This is a genomic window from Rhizobium freirei PRF 81, assembly GCF_000359745.1.
In the GTDB taxonomy this organism is placed as follows: Bacteria; Pseudomonadota; Alphaproteobacteria; order Rhizobiales; family Rhizobiaceae; genus Rhizobium; species Rhizobium freirei.
In genome coordinates this window covers 152,820-171,102 of the sequence record NZ_AQHN01000083.1, presented here as the reverse complement: position 1 = coordinate 171,102, position 18,283 = coordinate 152,820, and the positions used below count along the sequence as shown (strand labels likewise).

17 protein-coding genes are annotated in these 18,283 nt (G+C 58.3%); 5 read left to right on the top strand and 12 right to left on the bottom strand.

Features of this window, described 5'->3' with window-relative positions:
* From RHSP_RS23045 to RHSP_RS23020, 6 genes are all read right to left on the bottom strand, one after another.
* Nucleotides 1-771: a glutamine amidotransferase gene (locus tag RHSP_RS23045; RefSeq protein WP_004123946.1), complete on the bottom strand. Its 771-nt coding sequence runs from the start codon at nt 769-771 to the stop codon at nt 1-3.
* Nucleotides 772-797: 26 nt separating this feature from the next.
* Nucleotides 798-1,886: a phosphotriesterase family protein gene (locus RHSP_RS23040; protein WP_037154021.1), complete on the bottom strand. Its 1,089-nt coding sequence runs from the start codon at nt 1,884-1,886 to the stop codon at nt 798-800.
* A gap of 5 nt (nt 1,887-1,891) precedes the next feature.
* The gene (locus tag RHSP_RS23035) at nt 1,892-2,905 is read right to left on the bottom strand and encodes an ABC transporter permease (protein ID WP_004123943.1); all 1,014 of its coding nucleotides are present in this window, start codon (nt 2,903-2,905) and stop codon (nt 1,892-1,894) included.
* Entirely contained in the window at nt 2,902-3,699 is a 798-nt protein-coding gene (locus RHSP_RS23030; protein WP_004123941.1) for an ATP-binding cassette domain-containing protein, read from the bottom strand. The genes RHSP_RS23035 and RHSP_RS23030 overlap by 4 nt, the downstream gene beginning before the upstream one ends.
* A gap of 89 nt (nt 3,700-3,788) precedes the next feature.
* On the bottom strand, nt 3,789-4,730 hold the full coding sequence (locus RHSP_RS23025; RefSeq protein ID WP_037153924.1) for an ABC transporter substrate-binding protein: 942 nt from the start codon (nt 4,728-4,730) through the stop codon (nt 3,789-3,791).
* Nucleotides 4,731-4,851: 121 nt separating this feature from the next.
* Nucleotides 4,852-5,466, bottom strand: coding sequence for a cupin domain-containing protein (locus RHSP_RS23020; RefSeq protein ID WP_420820106.1), 615 nt, complete (start codon nt 5,464-5,466; stop codon nt 4,852-4,854).
* 138 nt (nt 5,467-5,604) lie between these two features.
* On the opposite strand from RHSP_RS23020, the gene RHSP_RS23015 reads away from it, so the two are divergent.
* Nucleotides 5,605-5,826, top strand: a complete 222-nt coding sequence (locus RHSP_RS23015; RefSeq protein ID WP_004123937.1) for a hypothetical protein — start codon at nt 5,605-5,607, stop codon at nt 5,824-5,826.
* Between the two features lie 243 nt (nt 5,827-6,069).
* Here RHSP_RS23015 and RHSP_RS23010 read toward each other — a convergent pair whose 3' ends face one another.
* The 5 genes from RHSP_RS23010 to RHSP_RS22990 form a co-directional block, all read right to left on the bottom strand.
* Nucleotides 6,070-6,990: an SMP-30/gluconolactonase/LRE family protein gene (locus tag RHSP_RS23010; protein WP_004123932.1), complete on the bottom strand. Its 921-nt coding sequence runs from the start codon at nt 6,988-6,990 to the stop codon at nt 6,070-6,072.
* A 33-nt stretch (nt 6,991-7,023) separates the two neighbouring features.
* Nucleotides 7,024-7,974 carry an ABC transporter permease gene (locus RHSP_RS23005; protein WP_004123929.1) on the bottom strand — a complete coding sequence of 317 codons (951 nt, stop codon included), beginning with the start codon at nt 7,972-7,974 and terminating at the stop codon, nt 7,024-7,026.
* Nucleotides 7,971-8,915 (bottom strand): ABC transporter permease, encoded by a 945-nt coding sequence (locus tag RHSP_RS23000; RefSeq protein WP_004123926.1) that lies wholly within the window; start codon nt 8,913-8,915, stop codon nt 7,971-7,973. Before RHSP_RS23000 ends, RHSP_RS23005 begins: the two co-directional genes overlap by 4 nt.
* Nucleotides 8,912-10,375 carry an ATP-binding cassette domain-containing protein gene (locus RHSP_RS22995; protein ID WP_037154016.1) on the bottom strand — a complete coding sequence of 488 codons (1,464 nt, stop codon included), beginning with the start codon at nt 10,373-10,375 and terminating at the stop codon, nt 8,912-8,914. The genes RHSP_RS23000 and RHSP_RS22995 overlap by 4 nt, the downstream gene beginning before the upstream one ends.
* Before the next feature lie 108 nt (nt 10,376-10,483).
* Nucleotides 10,484-11,500, bottom strand: coding sequence for an ABC transporter substrate-binding protein (locus RHSP_RS22990; protein WP_004123920.1), 1,017 nt, complete (start codon nt 11,498-11,500; stop codon nt 10,484-10,486).
* A 298-nt stretch (nt 11,501-11,798) separates the two neighbouring features.
* On the opposite strand from RHSP_RS22990, the gene RHSP_RS22985 reads away from it, so the two are divergent.
* From RHSP_RS22985 to RHSP_RS22975, 3 genes are all read left to right on the top strand, one after another.
* Nucleotides 11,799-13,037, top strand: a complete 1,239-nt coding sequence (locus RHSP_RS22985; RefSeq protein ID WP_037153919.1) for a GAF domain-containing sensor histidine kinase — start codon at nt 11,799-11,801, stop codon at nt 13,035-13,037.
* Nucleotides 13,034-13,765, top strand: a complete 732-nt coding sequence (locus RHSP_RS22980) for a response regulator transcription factor (protein WP_037153916.1) — start codon at nt 13,034-13,036, stop codon at nt 13,763-13,765. Before RHSP_RS22985 ends, RHSP_RS22980 begins: the two co-directional genes overlap by 4 nt.
* A 102-nt stretch (nt 13,766-13,867) precedes the next feature.
* A complete protein-coding gene (locus tag RHSP_RS22975; protein ID WP_004123907.1) occupies nt 13,868-15,397 on the top strand; it encodes a UxaA family hydrolase in 1,530 nt (509 codons plus the stop codon).
* Nucleotides 15,398-16,430: 1,033 nt separating this feature from the next.
* Here RHSP_RS22975 and RHSP_RS22970 read toward each other — a convergent pair.
* The gene (locus tag RHSP_RS22970) at nt 16,431-17,336 is read right to left on the bottom strand and encodes a LysR family transcriptional regulator (RefSeq protein ID WP_004123904.1); all 906 of its coding nucleotides are present in this window, start codon (nt 17,334-17,336) and stop codon (nt 16,431-16,433) included.
* A gap of 283 nt (nt 17,337-17,619) precedes the next feature.
* Here RHSP_RS22970 and RHSP_RS22965 point away from each other — a divergent pair, with 283 nt between their 5' ends.
* Complete coding sequence (locus RHSP_RS22965; RefSeq protein WP_037153914.1) at nt 17,620-18,279, top strand: ABC transporter permease subunit; 660 nt, start codon at nt 17,620-17,622, stop codon at nt 18,277-18,279.
* Nucleotides 18,280-18,283 lie beyond the last annotated feature (4 nt).

The following is an 18,283-nucleotide window of genomic DNA, read 5'->3' as shown; positions in this document are numbered from 1 at the left end:
TCAATCTTTCGTGGTGGCCCAGGCCAGCATCCGCTCGAACAGCGTCTTGTAGCCACTCCATGCGATGAACTCGGGCGGCAGCCAGTGCGGGCCAACATCCGACGTCCAGACAAGTGTCTTGCCGGCACCATAGGTGCCCGTGACCAACAGGGGCTGAGAACCGTACTCGCCGGAAACCGTCGCAAGGACCTGGGCGCCCTGCTTGACGGCCACTTCGTTGAAGCCGAGGAGATAGGGCCAGTCGCTCCCCAGGCCCTTGAGGACAGGATGATCGGCACTTCCCGTGACGACTGGCGAAAATCCCTCGGGAACCTCGACACGATCATCGATCGCCAGACAGGTCACGGGCAGTATTTCTTCGACCGGGGTCTTGTGATAGCGCGCGCCACCGTTGATGCCTTGGAAGCTATAGTAACCGCCAAACATCAATAGCGCGCCGCCATTTGCAACGTAATCGCGCAGCAGCTTCAGCCGGTTCGGCGTCCTCCTGGAGTGGATCCAGGTATCCGGGTGCAGAAGCAAGGTATTGGCGCCGATATCGGACAGAACGATCGCCGAATATTCGGCAAGCGCCTCTGCCGTCAGCGGAAAATCGCGCTGTGCCTCATGGGCCGGCATGAAGGCGACGTCGAAGGCGCTGTCCTTCAAAGCCTTGAGAAGCTCGTCGGCGCCGGTGTGATAGGTCACCGTCGGAAACTGATCGAAACCTTTGATGTGAGTGGCGGTCGAAACCCATGATTCACCCGCGAGAAGAACCTTTTTCTTGCTCATGTCTGCTCCTAGAATGCGCCCGACCTTCAAGTGGGGGCGGAAAATACCGATTGGGGATTGGTGATCAGCATCTGGTCGATCGCCTGCTGATCGACGCCATGGCGTTTCAGCCGCGGCAGGAAATGCTTGAGAATGTAGCCGTAGCCGAAGCCGCCATAGCGGGTCAGCATGATCTTGAGAAAGACGTCCTGCGACAGAAGCAGGCGATCGGCAAAGCCCAAGTCGACGAGCGCCCGGATCGCCCTGGCGTTCTCTTCATCCGATGGCGATTGGGCATCCTGATCGGCGTAATAATAGTCCATGCCGATCATGTCATATTCCAGGAAAGCGCCACGGTCGGCGAGACTCTTCTGATAATCGAGATCATTGTGGCTCGGATTCATGTGGCAGAGCACGGTGTGACGCAGGTCCGCGCCTTCTTCCTCGATCATATCCAGCACGCGATGGGCAAGGCGCTCCCAGCCCGGCAGGTGGATGGACAAAGGCAGGCCCGTCAGCCGCGAGGCTCGCGCCGATGCCCGCAGGGATTTTTGCTCTTCCGCGGTAAAATCCTTGCTGACGCCGACCTCGCCGATGATGCCGGCCATGATGTCGGGTTGCGTTTCGCCGCCACCGACATCGTTGACGATGAAGGCCGTGACCTCGTCTAGATCCATGCCCTTCAGCCATTCGGGATGGGTATGTTCCAGATAAAAGCCAGTACCCATAATGATCTGCAGACCGGACATGCGGGCGATGCGGCGCAATTGTTCGGGATTGCGCCCAATGCCAAGGTTGGTGGTTTCCACCACGGTGTGGCCACCAAGCTTCTGGAAGCGGCCGAGTTCGGCAAGCGCCAGATCCCCATCATCCAGCGAGACGTTGTCGCGGTTCATATAGGGGTTCATCCGAAGTTCGCCGATGATCTCGATCCCCACCGGCTGTGCGGCGATCGCCTTTTCATCGGGATGGCAGGGGCATTTCCACGAACTCGCCCCGTCGAGAAAAATGTGCTCGTGCATGAGCGTCACGCCCATATCCGCGACCGGTATCGGGCCGAGAACGGTCATGGCGCAGCCGGTTTGAACGCTGATAGCGTGACGTGTTTTGGTCGTGTCCGCAAAGAGATGGTCCATCATGCTCAGCGGCTCCTCGTCGCGCCCTTGAAAAGGCGGAAGTTCAGCCAGATTGCCACCAGGATGATGACGCCAGTCACGATCGGCGTGAAGAAAGGCGACATGTGCGAGAGGATCAGACCATTGGCGATAACGGCAACGGTCAGTGCTCCAAGCACCGTGCCGACGACCGAGCCGCGCCCACCGAACAGGCTCGTACCACCCAGCACGACTGCAGCAATGACGTCGAGTTCGAAACCTTGCCCGGCATTTGAAGAGCCGGAGCCCAGGCGCGCGGCAAGGATGATGCCGGCAACCGAGGCTGCGACACCCGATATCACATAGACGAACAAGGTGACGCGCCGGGTATTGACGCCGGCTCGGCGCACCGCCTCGGCGTTGGCGCCGATGCCGGTGACATAGCGGCCGAAGGGTGTTTCATTAAAGGCGACATAGGCCGCGACGAGGGCCACGATCGCAATCATTGCAGGTGCAGGCACGCCGAAGAACCAGGCCTGGCCAATCGCCGTGAACGGGCTCTGCGGATCGACCGGGATCGAGTAGCCGCCGGTGATGAGGAGCGCAAGACCCCTGATGACCGACAGTCCGGCCAGCGTGACGATGAAGGCTGGGATCCGCTCGTAAGCGATGAAATATCCCTGGATCAGTCCGGTTGCGCCACCGAGAAGCATCATCAGAACGACAACAAGCGGCCATGGGATTCCGGCCTGAAGGCAGGCAGCCGAAAGCGTTGCGGCAAGGGCCAATACGGATCCGACCGAAAGATCGATGCCGCCTGTTGTGATGACGAAGGTCATAGCCGCTGCCACGATCAACAAGGGCGCGGATTGTCTGACGACGTTCAGGAGGTTGGGAGCCGTCAGGAAGACGTGGGTAAAGAGGGAGAAGAAAACGCAGACGACGATGAAAAACAAGGCGATCGAAACGATGCCGCCATTGGCTATCGCCTTGTCGTAGAGGCGCGCCTTACGCAGGCGAGACGACGGGCTGGTTTGGGCATGAGAAGAGGTTATGGTCATATGGAAGCGCCTCGCTCAATAGATTGGCCGGCCGAGCGCGCAGAAAACTTGCGACCGACGATCAGGTTGACGACCTCTTCGATATTCGTTTCAGCGATGCAGCGCTCGGCCACGTTCTGCCCCTCGTACATCACCTGAATGCGATCGCAGACGAGGAAGAGATCCTGCAGGCGATGCGTGATCAGAATGACACTGACGCCTCGTGCACTGACCGTGCGAATGAGCTCCAGCACCGCCTCGACTTCGGCAACCGCCAGGGCTGCCGTCGGCTCGTCCATGATGAGAACCGACGGGTTGAATGACGCCGCGCGTCCGATCGCAATGGACTGGCGCTGGCCGCCGGAAAGATTTTCGACCTTGAGATGCGTGTCCGGAATAACGATGCCGAGCCCTTCCAGCATATGGCGCGCCCGTTCATGCATGGTCTTCTTATCGAGGATCGGGATGCCGGCAAGCTTCCATTTCGGCTCGCGCCCGAGGAAGAGATTTCCCGCCACATCGACGGTGTCGCAAAGAGACAGGTCCTGATAGACCATCTCGACATGCGCGGCGCGTGCGTCGGCCGGCGAGGTAAAGGAAACCGGTTTGCCGTCAATCTCGATCGTTCCCAAATCCGGGATCACCGCACCCGAGAGGACTTTGCTCAAGGTCGACTTGCCGGCGCCGTTGTCGCCGACAAGGCCAAGGACCTCGCCCGGCTTCAAGGTCAACGATACATTGTCCAACGACTGCATCGTGCCATAGCGTTTGGAAATACCGGTCATCCTGACGCGGTAGGTATCAGCGTTTGTCATATCAATGCTGCCTTGCGGAAATGGCCTGAGCCATGATGCCACAACGTCATGGCCGAGGCGATCGGCCATGACGTGACGAGGTGCTGGAGTTACTTGAACATGCCCCGGAACTTGTCGACATTTTCCTTGGTGACGATGGTCACCGGCACATTGATGATCGGGTCGATCTTATCGCCCTTTTTCACCTTGACGAGCGCTTCGACGGCCGCCTTGCCCTCGCCGGCCGGATCCTGCTGAATAACGGCCGTGACCCAACCCTGATCGATGCCTTCGATCGCCTGCTTGGTCAGATCCCAGCCGAAGACCTTGACGCTACCCGTTTTGCCCTGGCTGGTGACCGCCGCAACGGCACCGAGGAGTGCCGGCTCGCCGGTCGCATAAAGCGTTGTCATGTCGGGATTGGCGGTGATGAGATTTTCCGCTGCACTGAGCGCGACATCCTGGACGTTCTGGCCGTCCACGGTATCGAGGAAGTCGACCTTCTGGCCGCCAGCCTTTACCGCCGTCTTGAAGCCGTCAAGGCGCTGGTTCTGGATAAAGGAATTAAGTGCGCCGACGACGCCGACTTTGGCGCTACCGCTCATCTTGCCCTTGACGTAATCGGAATAGAATTTACCGATCTCCCCGCCCGCCTTGGTATTGTCGACGCCCACGAAGGCGATGTTGTCACCGTTTGGAATCTGCGCATCGATGGCGATGACCGGGATGCCGGCCTTCTTGGCGGCGGTGATTGCCGGCTTGACGCCGTTCACGTCGATGGCAACCAATATGATGCCGTCAACCTTCTGGGTGATGTAGTTCTCGATGGCGTCGTTCTGCGCGCTCGGCACGTTGTTGGCATTGAAGATGACGAGATCGGCGCCAGCCTTCTTTGCCGCCTCCTTGGCGCCATCATTGATCTGATTGAAGAAGAGGGCCTGCTGGTTGATCGTTACCAGAGCGAGCGTATTCGCCGTCACAGCGCCAGCGCTGCAGGCAAGTGCGATGGTTGCGCCAAGCGCGCAACCGAACAGGTATTTCTTAAGACGCATGATCGTTCCCCATGTTTTTGGATTGCATGGGGAGTATTCAAGTAACTTGAATTCTTGTCAAGTGACTTGAATTATGATTTTGAAAGCGATCGTGAGTTCGCTCCGACAACAGCGGCGAGCGCTAGAAAGTCGCAGGCGTGTTGACCCAGAAGATACTCGCGCGCTCCGTTCCCACATTGCGATACCAATGGGGCAGTTCGGAGTTGAAGACAAAACTATCGCCGGAAGAAAGCCGGAACGTGCGCTCGCCGACCATGAGCTCGACGTCACCCGCAAGGACGTAACCGACCTCCTCGCCGACATGCTGGATCGGCCCGGCACTTTGACCGCCGGCCTCGATATGATGGATATTGCATTGGAGCAGATGACCTTGCGAATAGGGGATAATTCGTTCGAGAGAGATCCCCTCTCCCCTCCGCAACGGATCCAGTCCGATGAGTGGTCTCGTCCCCGAGCGGAAGACGATTCCCTCCTCACCATCGGCCTCCTCGAACATCCAACCTATATTGGTGCCGAGAACACCGACAAGCCGATGGAGCATCGGCAAAGAGGGTGAAGCCTTGCCGTTCTCGATCTTCGACAGCAGGCTTTCAGAGCAATCCGCAGCCAGGGCAAGAGCCTTGAGGGTCAACCCCCGCGTCTGCCGGGCGAGCTTCAAGCGACCTCCGAGCCGCGCTGGATTGGTCAGTATCTTTTCCTCGCCGTCGTCTGCCGATTTACGCGGGGGTTCTATCATGTTCATGGTTTTGGTATCGCCGTTATCAAAGCCAAAGCTTAACGCCAGCCCATTGCTCATGTCTAGGCATCGCATTTCGGCCCGTGCAAAAGGTCATCACGCCACCTGCGCCGTTGCGTATGGGGGAGAGCATCGCAAATGGTCATTCTCAAACCATGGTCGCGCGCAGGCGCTGTGAGCAACATTTGCATTATGCTGGCCATGGAACCGGATATCGCTCAGGTTTCGCACCGCACTCGGATGTCCGGTATTTCGTTCGAAAACCTCGGCACGTCGGGCAACCAGCAACATCGGGCGGATATCGACTGCTGGCCAGATCAAAGCGTCGGGCAGTTTGATGCGATGCAGCTGGCGCAGTGATAGCGCACGTTCAACTATTCAATCATCGACGGCAATGACGCCAAACCAAGACATCGGCTTGAAACGTGGCTTCCTGACGATCTCCACAAAAGCTTGCCATCAGCATCGACACGGCCCGCCTTCGCACCGCCAAGCGCAAATCGGCGCGAAATTTCGCGCTTGTCGTACCAGATGCAGCCGCGCCGGACGGGGTGAAACCGGTGGCCGCCGTTTCGAGCATAGAGCCTGGCGATGACAAACATCTTATGGCATTTGCGCGCCAGTCGCTGTTGTGAAGACCCGATAGACTGACCGCGTCGCGGTGATGAACAGCTGATTTCGGCGTGGGCCACCAAAGGTCAGATTGGCGACTGTCTGCGGAATCTTGATTTTGCCAATCAGGCTGCCATTAGGCGCGAAGCAATGAACGCCGTCACCGGCGCTTGTCCAGATATTGCCGTCGACGTCGGCGCGGAAACCGTCCGGGATGCCGGTGTCGATGCGGCAGAAAACGCGACCGTTTATGAGCTTTCTGCCATCAACGAGGTCAAACACACGAATGTGCTTTGGGGCATTGACGTCGTGGCTTGCAGCAGAGTCGGCCACATAGAGCTTTGTCTCATCAGGAGAAAAAGCCAGGCCGTTCGGCTGGGCGAAATCCTCGACCACAGCATCCAACTCTCCTGTTGAAGGATCAAGCCGATAGACATTTCGGCTCGCCTGTTCGGGCCCTGCCTTATAGCCCTCGTAGTTTGAGAGGATGCCGTAGGTCGGATCGGTGAACCATATGGTCCCATCAGAACGGACAACGACATCGTTCGGCGAATTGAGGCGCTTGCCTTTGTAGCTATCGGCAAGAACAGTAATCGAACCGTCGAGTTCGGTCCGTGTCACACGACGTCCGCCATGTTCGCAAGATATCAGGCGTCCCTGACGATCGCGGGTATTGCCGTTGGCAAAATTGGACGGTGCACGAAAGATCGACACGCCGCCGCCAGGGACCCAACGCAGCATACGTTCGTTCGGAATATCGCTCCAGATCAGACACCCGGTATCGGCAAACCAGACGGGGCCTTCTGCCCAGCGGCAATCCGAATAAAGCTCCTCGAGCCCAGCGCTTGGAACCACGAGGTTGCGGAAGCGGGTATCGTAGATTTCATAGAGCGGCGATGCGTCGTTCGGCATTTCGAATGTCCTAAAAACTGCGGGGGATCGGTGTCAGCGTCCGCCGGTTGGTCGACCGCCTGCAACCAGGATGACGGCGATGATGATAAGGCCGGTGAGAACAAGCCTGGAACCAGCGCCAAAGCCATAGGTATTCAGCATAGACACGACCAGGAACATGAGCAGGGAAGCGCCCCATATGCCCGGAACGTTCGAGTCTCCGCCGGCGACCGCCGTTCCGCCGATGATGACGACGGCGATCGACATCAGCAGATATTCGGCACCCATGTTGAGGGCAGCCCCACCGGAAAAGCTCGCCAACAGATAGCCACAGATCGAAGCCAGCACGGCGCAAAGCACGTAGGTCGCAAGCCGCGTTCCATCGACGGGAATGCCTGCCATGCGCGCCGCAAACATGCTCTGTCCGATTGCCGATATCCACCGGCCGTAGATCGTCCGCTCGAGCAGGACCCAGGCAAGCACAGAGAGCAGGAGCGCAACGATGGCAACGTTCGGTATGCCAAGAAAACCAGATGTCGTGAAATCGGCGAGTTGCTCCGGCGGCTTGATGCGCAAGCCGCGATTGCTCCAGATTGCCGTCGACTGGATGATAAAGCTCATCGACAGCGTCGCGATGATCGGTGGGATGCGCAAAAGCTTGATCAGGGCATAGTTGCCGATGCCGATGCCAAGACCGATCAGGATCGACACCAGCAGGCCTGGCACGACCATTCCGTCCTCGACATTCATCAGCTTCAGCGCCAGGGTGCCGGCAAGCGTCATTGTGGCCGGTACGGAAAGATCGATATTGCCGGGGCCGAGCGTGATGACGAACATTTGTCCGATCCCGACAATCACGGAGAATGCTGCAAAGGTCAGTGCTGCCTGCGACAGGCCAAGGAAGCTTGCGCCACCGGTAAAAAGAACCGTCACAAGCCAGACAATGATCGCGGCAAGAAAAGACCAGACCCAAGGTTTTCTGCCGAAGGCATGAAGAGTGATCAAGAGCGTTTCTCCCGCTTTTCGACGCGGTCGAGCAGGAGCCGCAGGGCGAGCACGATGATCAGGATGGCGCCTTGGGCACCGATCTGCCAGTCCGGCGAGATCCGTAAGAATGACAGGAACGAGCCTGCCAATGTCAGGGTCAACGCGCCGATGACGGCACCGATCGGCGAAACCCTGCCGCCAATGAACTCCCCGCCGCCGAGAATGACACCGGCGATCGAGAGCAGCGTGTAGCGCAACGCGATGTTGGCATCCGCCGAAGTGGTAAGCCCGACCAGGGCAATGCCGGATAGCACTGCGAAGAGACCGGCGAGCCCGTAGGCTGCCGCGCGCAAGGTGACAACGGACCAGCCGGCGCGCTGTAGCGACCGTTCATTGCCGCCGATGCCGCGGATCAGCACGCCGACGGAAGAGCGCATGACTATCAGGTGGGAAATCAGCGCGATCACCACGCTTGCGACAATCGCGATCGGAACAAGTGGTGGCTTGGACGTCATCAGAAAGCGAGCCCAATCCGGCGCGGTCCCTCCCGGTGCAGGCAGGAGCAAGACGGCAAAGCCGCCCCAGACAAAGCTCATGCCGAGGGTGACGACGATCGACGGCAAATCCCTGATGTAGATGATCACGCCCATGGCGATGTAGATGGCAATCGCGACGGCAAGGATGAGGATGCCGAAAAGCGGTGACGAATGCAGGTAGGTTGCCGCCACGCAGGCGGTGAAGCTGACGAATGTTCCCATCGACAGATCGAGATCATTGACCGACATGATCATCATCTGGGCAATCGTCGCCAGCGCAATCGGCACGGCGAGATTGAAAAGTAGATTGAGGCCGACATAGCTCATGGCCCGCGGCTGAAGATAGAAGACTGCGATCAGCAGAACGGCCAGCGACAGCGCCGGAATTAGCAGACGCAAGGTGGAGGGCGATGGTCGGATCATGCGCCCTCCCCTGCAAAGGAAGCTGCCAGCACGTTTTCCTCCGTGATGTCTTCTCCGACCAGTTCCGCGACTATTGCGCCGTCACGAAAGACATAGGCGCGGTCGCAAAGGCAAATCTCGTCCATTTCGGTGGAGTACCAGATGAAGGTCCGCCCGGTGGAGGCCTCGTCATTCAGGATTCGATAGACCTCCTGCTTGGTGCCGATGTCGACGCCGCGCATGGGATCATCCATCAGCACGATCGGCGAGGTGGTTGCGAGCGCACGCGCGAAGAGAACCTTTTGCTGATTGCCGCCGGAGAGTGACAGGATGCCGTTTTCCATCGTTGGCGTCCGGATTTCGATCCTTGCCTTCCAGTCGGCGCCGAGGCTGTCCTCCTCCTGCCTGTTAACCAGCGCCATCTTCGATAGATCGCCAAGCGATGCGATACTGAGGTTCTTCAGGATGCTCCATAAGGGGAAGGTCCCGTTCAGGCTGCGATCGCCGGCAACGAAGGCAATATTGTCCCGCCTGCCCGGCAGCAAGCTGCTCGATAACGATCGATGAAGATCAAGCAGCATCTCGGTCTGGCCATGACCGGCAAGACCGGCGAGGCCAACGACCTCTCCTTTGCGGACTTCAAAGCCAAGCCCTTTGCCGCCGCGCGGAGGCAGAGCAAGGATCGCAGATGTGGCAGCACGCTCCTCGTTACGGCGCTTGCGGTCCTGTTCTTTGACGACGCTGCCCATCGCCTGGACGAGGCTGTTGACGCTGAAGTCCTGCGCGGCGCGATCAGCGACGACGCGACCATCCTTCATGACGAGGATGCGATTGGCAGTCGAAAGGATCTCGCCGAGAATATGCGAGATCAGCATCACGGCGCCACCGGCTTGGACGAAGCTGCGCACATAGGTCATCAATTGCGCCGCAAGCCCCGCATCAAGCGAGGACGTCGGCTCATCGAGAATGACCAGTTTCGGCCCCTCACTGACGGTCGAGAAGGTAATCGCGATCTCGACCATCTGCCGCTCGGCAATAGAAAGCTCACCAACCGCGCGCATGACATCGATCTTGTGACCGGCAAAGATCTCGTCGAGCTTGGCCCGAACGATCGCCGCCGCCCGCCGCCGCCAGTTCCAGCCGGAAAGACCGTGGTGAACGACCCGCATGTTCTCGACAACGGTTAGATTGGGCGCGAGCGAGAGCTCCTGGAAAACACAGCGGATGCCATGCGCGCGCGCCGCATTGATACCATGGACCCTATCATTGCCGTCATAGGCAACTGTTCCCTCATGGGGGCTTAGGCCGCCATTGATGACGTTGACGATCGTCGATTTCCCGGCACCATTGTGTCCGACAAGACCGATACATTCGCCGGCATGAATGGTCAGGTCGGCACCGTCGAGCGCCTTGACGGCATCGAAACGCATCTTGATGCCTCGGGCCGAGACGACGGCTTGCCGCTCGGCATTCTCTCTCATCAAGCTATTGTCTTCGACTGCAATCATGGATCGTCCGGCCGGGCGTTGGGTCCAACCGGCGCCGCCTTTGATCGGCGGCGCTGGCCTTCATTTGCTGGCTGATATCGACTACTTCGCCGTAGCGATCACCTTCTTGGCGTCGTCGAGTGTGTATTCGACATTGGCGACGCCGCCCGCCTGCGTCGTGGAAAGGTTGGTTTCGAGATTAGCCTGATCGATGCGCAGGAAGGGGACAACCAGATCTTTCTTCACCTGCTGACCGTCGAGGATCTGCTGGGCCACCCAGAAGGCGAGAGTTGAGACGCCTGGCGCAATCGAGACCGACATGGTCTCGTAGCCGCTGGCATCCTTCTCCTTCTTCCACCAGGCAAGCTCGTCCTGTCGGTTACCCATGACGATCGTCGGCATCGTGCGCTTTGCGGCCGCGAATGCCTGAGCAGCGCCATAGCCGTCGCCGCCCTGGGTCACGACAGCGGCAATGTCGGGAAGGCTTGGGAGGATCCCGGCAACGGCGCGCTGCGCAACGTCCTGCGCCCAGTCGCCATGGACCGAGCCAACGATCTTGAACTGCGGATATTTAGCGGCAGCGTCATGAATACCCGCCGAAATCTCGTCATCGACAGAGACGCCGGCAAGTCCGCGAATTTCGAGGACATTGCCGCCCTTCGGCACCTTCTTTGCGAGATATTCGATCTGGCTGGCGCCCATGCCCTTGAAATCGACGGCGATACGCCACGCACAGGGTTCAGTGACGATACCGTCAAAGGAGACAACGACGATCTTGGCATCGCAGGCTTCTTTGATGGCACCGTTCAAGGCAGTCGGAGATGCCGCGTCGATGACGATCGCGTCATAGCCCTGCAGGATCATGTTCTGGATCTGCGCGGCCTGTTCGGTTGCCTGGTTTTCCGCCGTCGTAAACGGATCGGCGGCGGCAACGACACCCGTCTTGACTGCTTCGCCGGTGACCCTCTGCCAGCTGGTCAACATGGCCTGGCGCCACGAATTGCCGGCATAATTGTTCGACAATGCAATCTTCTTGGATGCTGTATCAGCAAAAGCGGAACCCGGCACGGCAACGCAAGCGAAGACGGCGGATGCCAGAAGCATCTTGGCAATATTCATATTTTCCTCCCAATGAGCCCGTACTTCCACTTCCAGGCCAAGATTTTCGAACGCGCTCCTCAACGACCGATCGAAAATAATATTTGCACTGAAGGTTCCCCTGTCAGTAGAAACAGGATGTCCGAGATTGTTGCGCTTGTACAGGCGCTTAACGTGCGGGACATTGCGGGATCCCGCAGAAAAAATGCGCAAGTCCGCAGGACGGACAGCTCGGATCGGCGCTTAATAGCGCCGGAAATTCGCATGCTGCGATCGACCGGAGGAGAAACCGTCGACGCTCTACCTGGGAGGGCGTGTTTTGCGCAATTTGGCGCCGCAATCGGTCTTCGACCACTACCTCAACATATCGAGGCTACTCGCCGGCCAACTCGACTTTCACTCCGTCATTCAGTCGGTCGCTGCCGAGATCAGCCATGTCATCCCACATGACCATCTTGATGTTTGCATCATCCTGGTGGACGAGCAATTCCACACCGCTTATGAGACCGGACTGGAGACGGATTGGGGCCGCCGCTTTCCTGCGCCTGTCAGCAACAGCCCTATTCGCACGCTCCTCTGGGGCGAGAGCGATTACCTTCTCACCGACGATGCTTGGAGCGATCCGCAATTCCATTTCCAGGGCGCCTTCTCGCATCCGATCTTTCATCAGTCGCTGCATAGTCGCTTACATGTGCCCCTCAAGGTTCAGGGCCACATCATCGGCGCCCTCTCATGTTCAAGCCACCGGACCGGTTTCTACACCATGGAAGATATCGAAAGCGCCCGCGTGATCGCCGATCTCCTGGCGCCGCATTTCTTCGCTATACGCGCCGCCGACCAAGCCAAGCGTTCGGCAATCGTGGAAGCGGAAGCGCGCGCCCGCGAAGAGGGCCTGCGCCTTGGCGCCTTGAAACTGACGGAAGCTTTGGAAGCTGAGCGTCAACGCATCGGCATGGACCTGCACGACCAGATCCTGGCCGATCTTACCCGGCTATCGCGGCGGCTGGAGCGCCTTGCTCGGCAGCCCGATGTCACAGGTGACGCACTTGAACCGTTGTTTCGTGGTTTGCAGCATAGCATGCACGACCTTCGCCAGATCATCGAGGAGGCCAAGCCCTCGGTCCTTCAACTGTTCGGCTTTGCGCAGGCGGTGGAGAACCATCTGGAACGATCAATTCAGGAGAGCGGTGCCACTTTGACCTGGACCCTTAAAGATGAGACGAGCGGCGCCATCGATAGCCTTGAACAATCAGTATCTATTGCTCTTTTCCGTATCGCCCAGGAAGCCATCAACAATGCAATCCGGCACGCCCAGGCGAGCTGCATAGACGTCCAACTGAAGGCTTGTGAAGGCACGCTTGCCATCGAGGTCATGGATGACGGGCTTGGGCTCAAAAATGCCCGGAGATCATCGGGCGGCGGCATTGAAAACATGAAGACCCGCGCGCGGCTGATCTCGGCACGCTTTGCAATCAAGACCGCGGCAGCGTCTGGTGGAACAATCGTTAGCGTCAGCTTGCCTTCCAAGGTGCAATCTGCGGGAGGTGCTGCGGCATGAAGGTTCTGATCATCGAGGACGATCCACTTCATCGCTCTTACCTCAACGAAGCGATCCGCGCTGCACTTCCCGAATGCGCCGGCGTACTGGAAGCCGAAAACGGCAATGCCGGCGAACGGCTGGCACGGGATTTGAAATCCGCTCATATCGTCATGGACCTGCAGATGAGCCAGCGTAACGGCATCGAAGCAGCCCGCACGATATGGAAGGAACGACCGGAGACGCGCATCCTTTTCTGGTCGAACTATTCGGATGAGGCCTATGTTCGCGGTGTCTCGCGCATCGTGCCGGGCGGTGCCGTTTACGGCTATGTTTTGAAATCGGCCTCCGACGACCGATTGAAACTGGCACTCCGCAGCGTCTTTATCGAAAGCCAATGCGTGATCGACCGCGAAGTGCGGGGCATGCAGCAAAAAAGTCTCGGCAACGTCAACGGCTTCACTGAGACCGAATATGAAATCCTGGTCGACATTGCACTCGGACTGACCGACCGCGCTATCGCGCAAAGGCGTAACCTCTCGGTCCGCAGCGTACAAAACCGTTTGCAGCAGCTCTATGTCAAACTCGGAGTCCATCAACCACTCGGCAACCAGGATGATGATGGCCGTTTCAATCTCAGAGCGCGGGCGGTTGCCGTGGCGTTTTTGAGAAAGCTGCTCAATCACAATGCGCTCGAGCGGGCGGAAGCCGATCTTACCGTGTGGCTCGCCCGCCAAGCGCACGACTGAGCGAAAGAACCTGACGAGCAATATCGATCACGCTTGACGTCTCCCATCGAATAATTGTCTATTGCCAGCAATAGACAATTATTCGAGCCAATGGAACTTCACATGTCCGCCGTTTCTCCTGTCATATTGCTCAATCCCATCGACGACGTCGCGGTTGCGCGTGTCATGATCCGCGCCGGCGGTCCAACCGGTATTAGCGGCTTGGTCGCGGCAGACCAGATCCCGCGCGGCCACAAGGTGGCGGTGCGTGACATTCAGGCAGGCCAGGAGATCCGCAAGTTCGGCCAGCCGATCGGCGTTGCGACGCAGTTCATTCCAGCCGGCGGCCATGTCCATCTGCAGAACCTCGCGGTGATCGAATCCGACCACCCTTATCAGTTCAGCGTCGATATCGAAGAGGCGGGCATGCTGCCGCAAGAGGACTGTCGGACCTTCATGGGTTTCGATCGGGGTGCAGGCGGGGTCGGCACCCGTAACTTCATCGGCATCATCACCACGGTCAACTGTTCGGCAACCGTCTCGAAATATATCGCCGAGCATTTCAACCGCACCGGGGGTCTGGACGGCTTCGATAATGTCGATGGTGTCGTGGCCCTCACCCATGGCGGCGGCTGCGCCATCAGCACCAATTCCGAAGGCTATCGTTATCTGGCGCGCACCCTGCAGGGCTATGCCCGCCACCCGAATTTCGGCGGCATCCTGATGATCGGCCTCGGCTGCGAAACCAATCAGATCGCTCCCATTCTGGAGCACTACAAGCTCGAGGAGGGAAACCGGTTGCGCACCATGACCATTCAGGATCTCGGCGGCACCCGCAAGACAATCGCAGCCGCATCCGAAATGATCCGCGACATGCTGCCGGAGGTCAACGCCGCCAAACGCACCGTCCAGCCACTTTCGGGCATCAAGCTCGCCTTGGAATGCGGTGGCTCCGACGGCTATTCGGGGATTTCGGCAAACCCGGCGCTCGGTTATGCCTCCGATCTGCTCGTGCGCAATGGTGGTACGTCGGTTCTGGCGGAGACCCCGGAGATCTATGGCGCCGAGCATCTGCTGACGCGCCGCGCCGTCACCCCCGCGGTTGCAGAAAAGCTCCTTTCCAGGATCGATTGGTGGCGCGACTATACCCGCCGCAACGGCGCGGAACTCAACAACAACCCATCCTATGGCAACAAGCTCGGCGGCTTGACGACGATCCTCGAGAAGTCGCTGGGCGCCGTCGCCAAAGGCGGGTCCATGCCGCTGAAGGCCGTCTACGAGTATTCGGAGATCGTCGACGAGTCCGGTTTCGTCTTCATGGACACGCCTGGCTACGATCCTGTTGCCGTCACCGGCCAGGTCGCCGGCGGCTGCAACGTGATCTGCTTCACGACGGGTCGCGGGTCGGTCTCCGGCTTCAAGCCGGCGCCCTGCGTCAAGGTCGCCACCAACACCGAGATGTACAATCACATGCGTGAGGACATGGACATCAACTGCGGTGATATCGTCAGCGGAGACGACACGATCGAGGCGGCCGGCGAACGGATCTTCGAAGAGATCATTGCGGTGGCCTCCGGCAAGAAGACCTTGAGCGAGACCTTCGACTATGGCGACAATGAATTTGTTCCCTGGCAGGTCGGCGCCATCACCTGACGCTAAATCAATTCCAGCAAAAGTGCAAAGCGGTTTTGCGTTCGGAATTGCGTAAAAACAAAGGCATAGAGCGTTTCCGTGACTCTGCTTAAGAACGGAAATGTTCGCAATTCGGGGTTCTTCCTGACTTTGTGTGGTTCACTCGCTGTTAGCGGCGGTGTCGCTAGGGGCGGGCATGCAAACGAAATCAAAAGGTCGCCCGGTCCAGGAGTTAGAGTTCTGGGTGTCGCGCTCACCAATGATAACAGTTAGGTTGCTTCCGCTCGCGGACCAATGATCGGCATCTGCCCCGATTGCGGACAGCGAAGCCGACTGCCGTACTGAACGTGCAACACTTGCACGGCGAAGGAGACCTTCTATTTTGAAGTCGCGCCTTCAACCGCTATCACACAGGTTTGGTCGCTGAACGCGACATCCGTGTCGTATCCCAAATGATTTCGGAGAAGGTCGTTATTTCGGCCAAGTTGCCGAGACCAGGCTTACCGGAAGTACCCAATTGCTCTTGAGCGGTATCGAACCTGCGACCCACCACCAATGTATTTTTGTTTGCGTAACGCCCATTTATGGCACTACCGCGAAGGCACTCCTCCCGGAAAATATCCACCCTGCCCTGCCCTTATACAGTTCATACCGGCAGCTTAATGCTGCCCATCGGACGCAGCAAGGATTTGTGCGGAATGCGCGAGCCGGTTTATCGTTCTTGCACCGTCATCCGGAGTAGCTTGATTGGAAGCCTCGCTACTTCATGACCTTGATATTGATTCTTGTGATCGTGGCGCCAGTGCGAAACGTGGCGTAGTCCTCTCCAGTGAAACCGGGACCAGGACGATAGTAGACGAAAGCCACTCCTGCCACCTTGCCGGCGCAGCCCCTGAGGGGCCTTCCTTGCTGGGATATATCGCCATAGTTTCACTCCTTCTGACTATTTGAAACTACAGCATTGACCAATTGAAATTCAAACTACGACGATTTGAAATTCACGTGGCGACCAATTGAAATAGGCGACGCATACCGCTGGACGACTCGATACCAATCACACCGCTCCGAAAACGCCCAATAACTCATCGACAGCTTGTCGCATGCCGCTGGTGAGTTGGCGCCCTCGTTGCCAGAAGACCACATAATGATAGATGGCACCGGGTTCGAACGGCCGGAACTCCAGCCCGAATTGCCGATATTCCTGGGCAATCAGGCTATTGATGATCGAAATTCCGACGCCGGCCGCGACGAATCCTACGTCATGACCGTTGGCGTCGTATTCAACAGCTAGGTCCGGCTCCACGCCCCGATATCGCAAGGCATTGATATTCATCTGATGGGCCGCAAACTGGGGTTCTATATCCACCAATGCCTCGCCGATGATGTCCTCCGGCGTGATCACTTCTTTGGTCGCCAACCGATGCCCCGCCCGGAAGAGGCAGACGTTCCTGGCCGTGGCGGCCGGCGCCCACTCGAAGGCACGCTCGTCAAGCGGCAGGCGCGAAACTCCCAGATCTGCCCGGCCATTGAGAACGTACTCTGCAATCTGCTGGTAGCTGCCGGACTTGATCTGAAACGATAGAGGATTGCTCTTACGGACGGCCTGGATAGCCCGGGGAATGGCGTTCAGACAGAAAACGCCCGGAGCAGCCAGGCTCAACGAGCTCGCCTCATCGTTACGCAAGGCAGCAATCGACTTCTCGATCCGGTCAACGCTCTGTAGGGCTCCGTCGACACTGCGCAACAGATCCCAGGCACGATCCGTCGGTACCAGCCGACTATTTTCCCGCGCAAACAATGAGAGACCCACTTCCACCTCAAGCTGCCTGATCTGCTGACTGACCGCCGGCTGGGTGATCTTGAGGATCTTTGCGGCGAGCCGCTCCGAGCCCGTGCGCAAAACCTCGCGAAAAATCTGTAGCTGTCGGAGCGTCACGCCCGTCGTGGTTCTGCCGACCATCCTTTCGGTCCCGTCGTTTGGCCGACCGAACGTCATCGCACCTGAAGGGTTATTCTTCAGCGACGGCGCACAGAGGCATATAAGTCGCACTTATCGTAATTAAGAGCACCTTATAGATTGACGAGGCACAGTCAAAATATAAATCTTGATTACAAGCGAATAATACTTGGAATTATAAGTACTTATAATGCTATTTCAGGTAGTATCCGCATCATTGATGAGAAACCAGATATAGGGCGACCTTATTTCGGCAGCACTCCGACGTAAGGCGGAGAGGACCTGCGTGCTCAATTTTGCACTTCAATTCTTTAATGGTCTCCAGATCACCGTTGTACTGGCGTTCGTCAGCGGCGTACTCGGATCTCTTCTCGGTCTGCTTGTCGCCGTGGTCAAACTATCGAAGCTGCGTGTCTCAGCCCTCGTTGGACAGGCATACACGACGATCGTGCGCGGCCTGCCTGAGCTGCTCGTCATTCTCGTCGTCTATTTCGGAGGAACGGCGGCCATCACTGCGCTGACCGGTCGCTATGTCGAAATCAATGCCTTTGCCGCCGGCGCGGCGGCGTTGATGATCGTCTTCGGCGCCTATTGCGCCGAGATTTTCCGCGGTGCGATCATGAGTGTTCCGCAAGGACAGGCGGAAGCCGCGCGCAGCCTCGGCCTGAAACCGTGGCAGATCTGGCTGTTCGTCATCCTGCCGCAGATGATGCGCGTCGCCCTGCCCGCTTACGGCAATCTCTGGATTTCCCTCGTGAAAGATACATCCCTGGTGTCGGTCATCGGACTGACCGACATCATGCGCGTGGCCTTTATCGGGGCGGGATCGATGAGGGCGCCGCTCACATTTTATCTGATGGCCTCGGCACTTTATCTCACCCTCACCAGCCTGTCGCTCGCGTCGTTTCGCGCCCTGGAGCGGCGCATCCAGATCCCCGGTCACTGAGGGA